The organism is Yoonia sp. (assembly GCF_017854415.1).
Classification (GTDB): Bacteria; Pseudomonadota; Alphaproteobacteria; order Rhodobacterales; family Rhodobacteraceae; genus Yoonia.
Map to the genome: position 1 here is coordinate 1 of NZ_JAFMHR010000161.1, position 5,937 is coordinate 5,937.

Consider the following 5,937-nt stretch of genomic DNA (forward strand, 5'->3'; position numbering starts at 1 on the left):
CAACACAACTGAATCGATCATGTAGCTATAGCCCGGCTTAACAGGGATCGTCGCAATCCCATCAGCATCCGTACGATAAAGTGTGATTTCAACGCTGAAATCCGCCGCCTTTTCAAAGACCTCGACCTGAACATCCGCGCGCGGTGCGTTGTTATAGAACAACTGAACTTGCATGCCGTTTGATAGATCATCGGTGTAGGGATTGTTCAGAGCCACAAATTCAGTGGTCAGACCGACGCGGGTGTCAGCGCCCTCGCTGTTGCCAACACCGATCAGCGTTTTGGAATACCGCGAATAGACTTCCTTAAACCCTTCTTCGGGCAAACCCCTTTCGCGGTGCACCGACAGCACATCACCGAAGTCCTTGTGATCGACGAATTTCTGGAACTTCTCCCAAGAATCGTAGGCGATTGACGATGCCCGCGCCTGATACGCCACAACATTTAGACCTTCGCCAAGTGGATCTTGTTGCAATGCAGGCAAATCTCCGGCGCGTCCGGTCACACGTGCGGCCGTATTAGCATCCGTAAACATCAAAAAGTTAGCAAACCCGCGTGGTAAAAACGGAATATTTGTCCCTGCAAAGTCCTGCCCATTGACAAGATGCGCCTCGAGGCTACCGTCCGTTTCAACCTGATAGGCAAGTGGTTCAATCCAGAATTCGTGCGCACTGGCAGTGGTCGCAAAAAAACTTAAGACAAGGGCAAGAATACGCATGAATATTTCCTCTAGAGTTGATGTAAAGGTGGCCTTTCTGCGCCTGATGTCAAGCATCCTACTGTTGTGGATCACGACAGTGTCAGCAGCCCAAGCTCACGAGGTTTTGCCCTCCATCGGTGATCTGCGCGCCAGCGACACCCAGGTAACAATTGAAATCCGCGCAAATCTGGAAAGCTTTATCGCGGGTATCGATCTTACTGAAACTGTCGACACCGATGAAAGCGCGCAAGCGGCAACTTATGACGAATTACGTGCGCTTTCGCCGGATGATCTAGCGGCACAGTTCACAGCTTTCTGGCCGCGTATGGCAGAGGGGATGACGCTGACGTCCGGTGATGTGGCGCTGACCCCTTCGCTGACGCAGGTCAATGTCGCTGCGGTTGGCGACGTTGAAGTCGTGCGTTCATCGGTCTTTGAATTCACGGCACCTTTGCCGGCAGGCGCTGATAGCGTTCAGTTTGGGTGGGACAGCAGCTTTGGCGTGTTGGTTTTGCGCCAAATGGACGTGCCCGCGCCTTATGATGGCTATCTAGAAGCTGGCGCTGTGTCTGATGTGATCGCACTCGCTGGCGGTGGCCAAGCCACAGGCTGGGAAACATTTGTCGACTATATCCCTGTTGGATTTGATCACATTGTTCCAAAGGGTCTTGATCATATTTTGTTCGTCTTGGGTCTTTTCTTTTTGGCAGCTCAGTTCAAGCCATTGTTGCTGCAAATCTCGCTGTTCACCTTGGCGCATACGATCACATTGGCCTTGGCCGCACTTGGCTATGTCAATCTACCCGGCAGCATCGTGGAGCCACTCATCGCGGCCTCGATTGTGTTTATCGCGGTGGAAAACGTCTGGGCGCGGGGAATTAGCCGGTGGCGGCCCTTTGTGATCTTTGGCTTTGGCCTTTTGCACGGACTTGGGTTTGCGTCGGTCCTAGGTGAATTTGGCCTACCCGAAGACACGTTTGTTGCAGCTCTGATCGGTTTTAACGTCGGCGTCGAAGTCGGCCAACTCGCCGTCATCGCAGTGATGTTCCTATGTGTCTGGCAAGCTCTGCGCGTCGATCGGGGGCGCAATGAAGCGGGACGTGGTTTTGCGATATACCTCGCACTGCTGGTCAGTGCAGTTGCGCTGTCGGTCCTTAATCCAGCGGCGTTGGTCACAGCACTTGAAAACCCTGTCTGGGTCTTTGGCGCACCTTTGGCTGCTGTCTTCGCGCTTTGCATGGTGTCCATCCAACTGCGCGACCAGCCAGAGGCTTATCGCCGTTTGGTGTCGGTACCATGTTCATTGGCGATCGCAGCCGTAGGTGCATATTGGGTGATCGAGCGGGTCTTCCTCTAAGGTTCCGCCTTAATCATCTTGCCAAAAAAACTCCCGCCGGAGGCATCCTGCCTCTTGCACAGCGCGCAATGCCACGCTATTGCGCGCTCACTTAATCCCACAGGCGGGGGCGGGTACGATGGGGAGAAATCCCAAAGTATCCACCGGTTGGCATAACGCTAATTCCCCGCTGAGGCTGAAACCGGAAAAGGAAAACGACATGGCTCTTCCCGAGTTCTCCATGCGTCAACTGCTTGAAGCAGGCGTACACTTTGGTCACCAGACATCGCGCTGGAACCCACGTATGGACCCATACATCTACGGATCACGCAACGGCATCCACATCATGGACCTGACACAGACTGTTCCAATGCTGGATCAGGCCCTGCAGGTCATCCGTGACACCGTCGCCAAAGGCGGCCGCGTTTTGTTCGTCGGCACCAAGCGTCAGGCAGCAAAGCCAATCATGGAAGCCGCAGAGAAATCCGCGCAATTCTACATGAACCACCGCTGGCTCGGTGGCACACTGACAAACTGGCAGACAGTTTCGCAGTCCATCAACCGCCTCAAGGCGATCGACGAAGCATCCGCAAATGGTTTCGCTGGTCTGACCAAGAAAGAGCGTCTTGGCATGGAGCGTGAGCAGGGCAAACTGCAAGCATCATTGGGCGGTATCCGCGAAATGGGCGGCGTGCCGGACCTCATCTTTGTTATCGACTGCAACAAAGAAGATCTTGCCATCGCAGAAGCCAATAAGCTGGGCATCCCGGTTATCGCGATTGTGGACACCAATTGCTCCCCCGCAGGCGTTGACTATGTCATCCCGGGCAACGACGACGCAGCACGTGCTATTGCGCTGTATACAGATCTGGCCGCACGCGCAGCCCTTGACGGCATGACAGCACAGCTGGGTGCTGCAGGCGTTGATATGGGTGCCATGGTTGATCTGGCCGAAGAAGTTGTCGCTGAAGAAGCTGCAGCAGCAAAGTAAGCACTAGAACCTATCAGGGCAGGGGCGTTTGCGCCCCTGCCCGCATTCAATTTTACCTCCAAAGGAGAAGTAACATGGCAATCACCGCTGCAATGGTGAAAGACCTGCGTGATAGCACAGGCGCAGGCATGATGGACGCCAAAAAGGCACTGACAGAAAACAACGGCGACATGGAAGCTGCGGTTGACTGGCTGCGCACCAAAGGTCTGGCGAAAGCTGCAAAGAAATCCGGTCGTACCGCAGCAGAAGGCCTTGTGGCTGTTGCTGTTTCGGGCGGCAAGGGTGTGGCAGTTGAAGTCAACTCCGAGACTGACTTTGTTGCAAAGAACGCTGATTTTCAAAAAATGGTTAGCGGGATCGCACACGTTGCGCTTGGCACATCCGACATTGACGGACTGAACGCGGCTGACATGGGCGGCAAAACTGTTGCGCAAACTGTCACTGACGCTGTCGCTGTTATTGGCGAAAACATGTCCGTCCGCCGCATGGTCGCTCTCGAGGGCGCTTCGGTTGTGAACTATGTACACAACGCTGCAGCACCCGGCATGGGCAACATCGGTGTTCTGGTCGCGATGACCGGCGATAACGAAGCATTCGGTCGTCAGGTTGCAATGCATATCGCAGCGGCAAACCCAGTTTCTTTGTCCGAAGCCGATCTTGACCCAGCAGTGGTCGAGAAAGAAAAGCAGGTCCAGATGGACATCGCCCGCGAAAGCGGCAAGCCAGAAGCCGTGATCGAGAAAATGATCGTCGGTCGTATGAAAAAGTACATGGCCGAAGTCACATTGCTTAACCAGCAGTTCGTTGTGAACCCTGATCTGACAGTGGCACAGGCCGCAACAGAAGCTGGCGTCGAAATCACTGGCTACGCCCGTTTGGCTGTCGGTGAAGGTATCGAAAAAGTAACAGAAGACTTTGCAGCCGAAGTGGCCAAGATGAACAGCTAAAGCTATTCATCTATTACATTGATAGCCCGTAGGTTTGCGCCTGCGGGCTATTTTCGTTTTGAGGACAAAGATTAAGGGTGACCTGCAAACACACACACAGGCCACCCTCACTTTTCAGGGGAGAAAAGCGCGGCGCTTCCTCGGAAGAAAGTCAGCGCCGCGACGAAATATGCCAGCCCAGTTTCGGGACGAGGGACGGCATCAATCGCAATGAAGGCATTCTAAGCAAACTTAAAACACCAACTCCGGTTACCCGGCACACATAGCCAGAGCCTTGTAATACCAAGGGTTAAAAAGCGCTATTCCTAGGCCTTAGGCCACAACTTACGGAACAAGTGAACCTTGGCAGTTAACCCTAGGTCAAGAAAGTCAGGTAAACCTGACCTTTGGCTCATCATTCGATGTTTTGACCCAGCGTCGAAAGTAATTTTCTTAGCTTACAAGTCTACGTCCATCATGAACATCTGGTTGTAAAACGCAGCCTTTAGAACGGCTTGCGCTGTGGTCTCGACGTCCAAAGACAAGCGCGCAAGACGCAAATGCTTTTCAACCGTCGCGGCCGTAAGGTTCAACAGAACTGCGATGTCTTGCGTCGTTTTGCCGTCCCCAACCCATTGCAATACTTCGCGTTGGCGTTTGGTCAACTGGCGTTCGCCCGAATGGGGCAGGGTCAACAGCTTCAGGTGCATTACGTTGTTCATCACGACAATCGCATCACCATGTTCCGCCCAAGTCTGATCAACTTCATCTTGGGTCAATCCGGGCTTTGCCGTTAGGGCAATCGCGCCTTTTGAACGCTCCGAAATAGAACGAAAGCTGACAGTATAACCCGCCGTGACCTGCATTGATTTGTTGAATTCCATAACCCTTAATTCGCTAGGGGTCAGATTGTCCATGCGGGTCATATCTAACATCCAACCCCAGCTACAAGCACCGTTATTGGCCAAAGCCCAACGGATCATTGGCGCGTGGTAATAGAGACCCTCATCAAAGAATACTTTCATAAATTCAGGGCTTTGCGATGATAAAAGAACCCAGTCTTGCGGATCACCAAGCGAACTTGATGTGCGGTAACGCGTAAATCCGTACATCAATCTGTCAAACCCGTAAGTTGCCATTTGACGGGTGTGATGGTCCCAAAGTTCCTCGACCGTTTGCGCGTTTGTAACGTTCTCCAGGAACGCAATCAAATCGCTCATTTCGTGGCTTCCAAATGGGAAACCAACGCCTCCATTGCCAATGGATAACCAGCAGCACCGAAGCCACAAATTTGACCCACTGCGACCCGTGCGATGTAGGATATCTTGCGGAATTCTTCGCGCGCATGAATGTTCGAGAGGTGCAGTTCGACAACCGGGATCATAGTGCTAGAAATGGCATCCATGAGCGCGATCGATGTATGCGTATAGGCGCCAGCATTCAGGATCACCCCCGCGTGTTGGCCGCGCGCGGCATGGATCATATCGACCAACTCGCCCTCGTGATTGGATTGCGCGAAGGTCAGGGACACCCCCAACTGTTCTGCTTTCGCAGAACACGTCGCCTCAATATTGGCAAGTGTCGTAGACCCGTAAACCTCTGGTTGGCGAGTGCCAAGAAGGTTAAGGTTCGGGCCATTCAGGATGAGAATTGAGTAAGTCATAAAGAGCTTCTACCACTGCGCAACGATAGGTCAAAATAGATTTGGCTTTTGTTAGCAAATAGAAGCATCCAAGCTGACCGTTCGTTTGAAGGATCACTTGAGCTTTGCGTTGATTTACCGCACCACTATCACACACAAGCAAGCTGGAATATTCTGTATGCGCGTCCTCGCGATCACAACGGTTCGCAACGAAGCACCATTTCTCCTCGAATGGATTGCCTACCATCGGCATATTGGTGTCTCTGACTTTCTAATCTTCAGTAACGATTGTGACGACGGGACCGACCACATGTTGGACCGATTAGAAGCAATGGGGATCGTA

The 5,937-nt window shown here is 52.8% G+C and carries 7 protein-coding genes; 4 read left to right on the forward strand and 3 right to left on the reverse strand.

Features of this window, described 5'->3' with window-relative positions:
* The coding region (locus tag QZ197_RS14290; RefSeq protein ID WP_296432806.1) for a DUF4198 domain-containing protein at nucleotides 1–717 on the reverse strand (717 nt) is incomplete at its 3' end.
* Between QZ197_RS14290 and QZ197_RS14295 the strand changes: the two genes are divergently transcribed.
* The 3 genes from QZ197_RS14295 (at nucleotide 716) to tsf (ending at nucleotide 3,973) form a co-directional block, all read left to right on the forward strand.
* Nucleotides 716–2,056, forward strand: a complete 1,341-nt coding sequence (locus QZ197_RS14295; RefSeq protein WP_296432807.1) for a HupE/UreJ family protein — start codon at nucleotides 716–718, stop codon at nucleotides 2,054–2,056. The two genes, QZ197_RS14290 and QZ197_RS14295, sit on opposite strands and share 2 nt — an antisense overlap.
* A gap of 199 nt (nucleotides 2,057–2,255) precedes the next feature.
* Nucleotides 2,256–3,026, forward strand: coding sequence for a 30S ribosomal protein S2 (gene rpsB, locus QZ197_RS14300; protein ID WP_296432808.1), 771 nt, complete (start codon nucleotides 2,256–2,258; stop codon nucleotides 3,024–3,026).
* Nucleotides 3,027–3,100: 74 nt separating this feature from the next.
* The gene (gene tsf, locus QZ197_RS14305; RefSeq protein WP_296432809.1) at nucleotides 3,101–3,973 is read left to right on the forward strand and encodes a translation elongation factor Ts; all 873 of its coding nucleotides are present in this window, start codon (nucleotides 3,101–3,103) and stop codon (nucleotides 3,971–3,973) included.
* A gap of 437 nt (nucleotides 3,974–4,410) precedes the next feature.
* Here the strand turns inward: tsf and QZ197_RS14310 are convergent, their stop codons facing one another.
* A complete protein-coding gene (locus tag QZ197_RS14310; RefSeq protein WP_296432810.1) occupies nucleotides 4,411–5,172 on the reverse strand; it encodes an autoinducer binding domain-containing protein in 762 nt (253 codons plus the stop codon).
* Entirely contained in the window at nucleotides 5,169–5,615 is a 447-nt protein-coding gene (gene aroQ / locus QZ197_RS14315; RefSeq protein ID WP_296432811.1) for a type II 3-dehydroquinate dehydratase, read from the reverse strand. Before aroQ ends, QZ197_RS14310 begins: the two co-directional genes overlap by 4 nt.
* Before the next feature lie 157 nt (nucleotides 5,616–5,772).
* Here aroQ and QZ197_RS14320 point away from each other — a divergent pair.
* Nucleotides 5,773–5,937: glycosyltransferase family 2 protein (locus QZ197_RS14320; protein WP_296432812.1), on the forward strand; the 165-nt coding region annotated here is incomplete at its 3' end.

Excerpts from the sequence above, each read along its gene's own strand:
- QZ197_RS14295 (WP_296432807.1), top strand. The coding sequence starts at position 716 with ATGAATATTTCCTCTAGAGTTGATGTAAAGGTGGCCTTTCTGCGCCTG.
- rpsB (WP_296432808.1), top strand. The coding sequence starts at position 2,256 with ATGGCTCTTCCCGAGTTCTCCATGCGTCAACTGCTTGAAGCAGGCGTA.
- tsf (WP_296432809.1), top strand. The coding sequence starts at position 3,101 with ATGGCAATCACCGCTGCAATGGTGAAAGACCTGCGTGATAGCACAGGC.
- QZ197_RS14310 (WP_296432810.1), bottom strand. The coding sequence starts at position 5,172 with ATGAGCGATTTGATTGCGTTCCTGGAGAACGTTACAAACGCGCAAACG.
- aroQ (WP_296432811.1), bottom strand. The coding sequence starts at position 5,615 with ATGACTTACTCAATTCTCATCCTGAATGGCCCGAACCTTAACCTTCTT.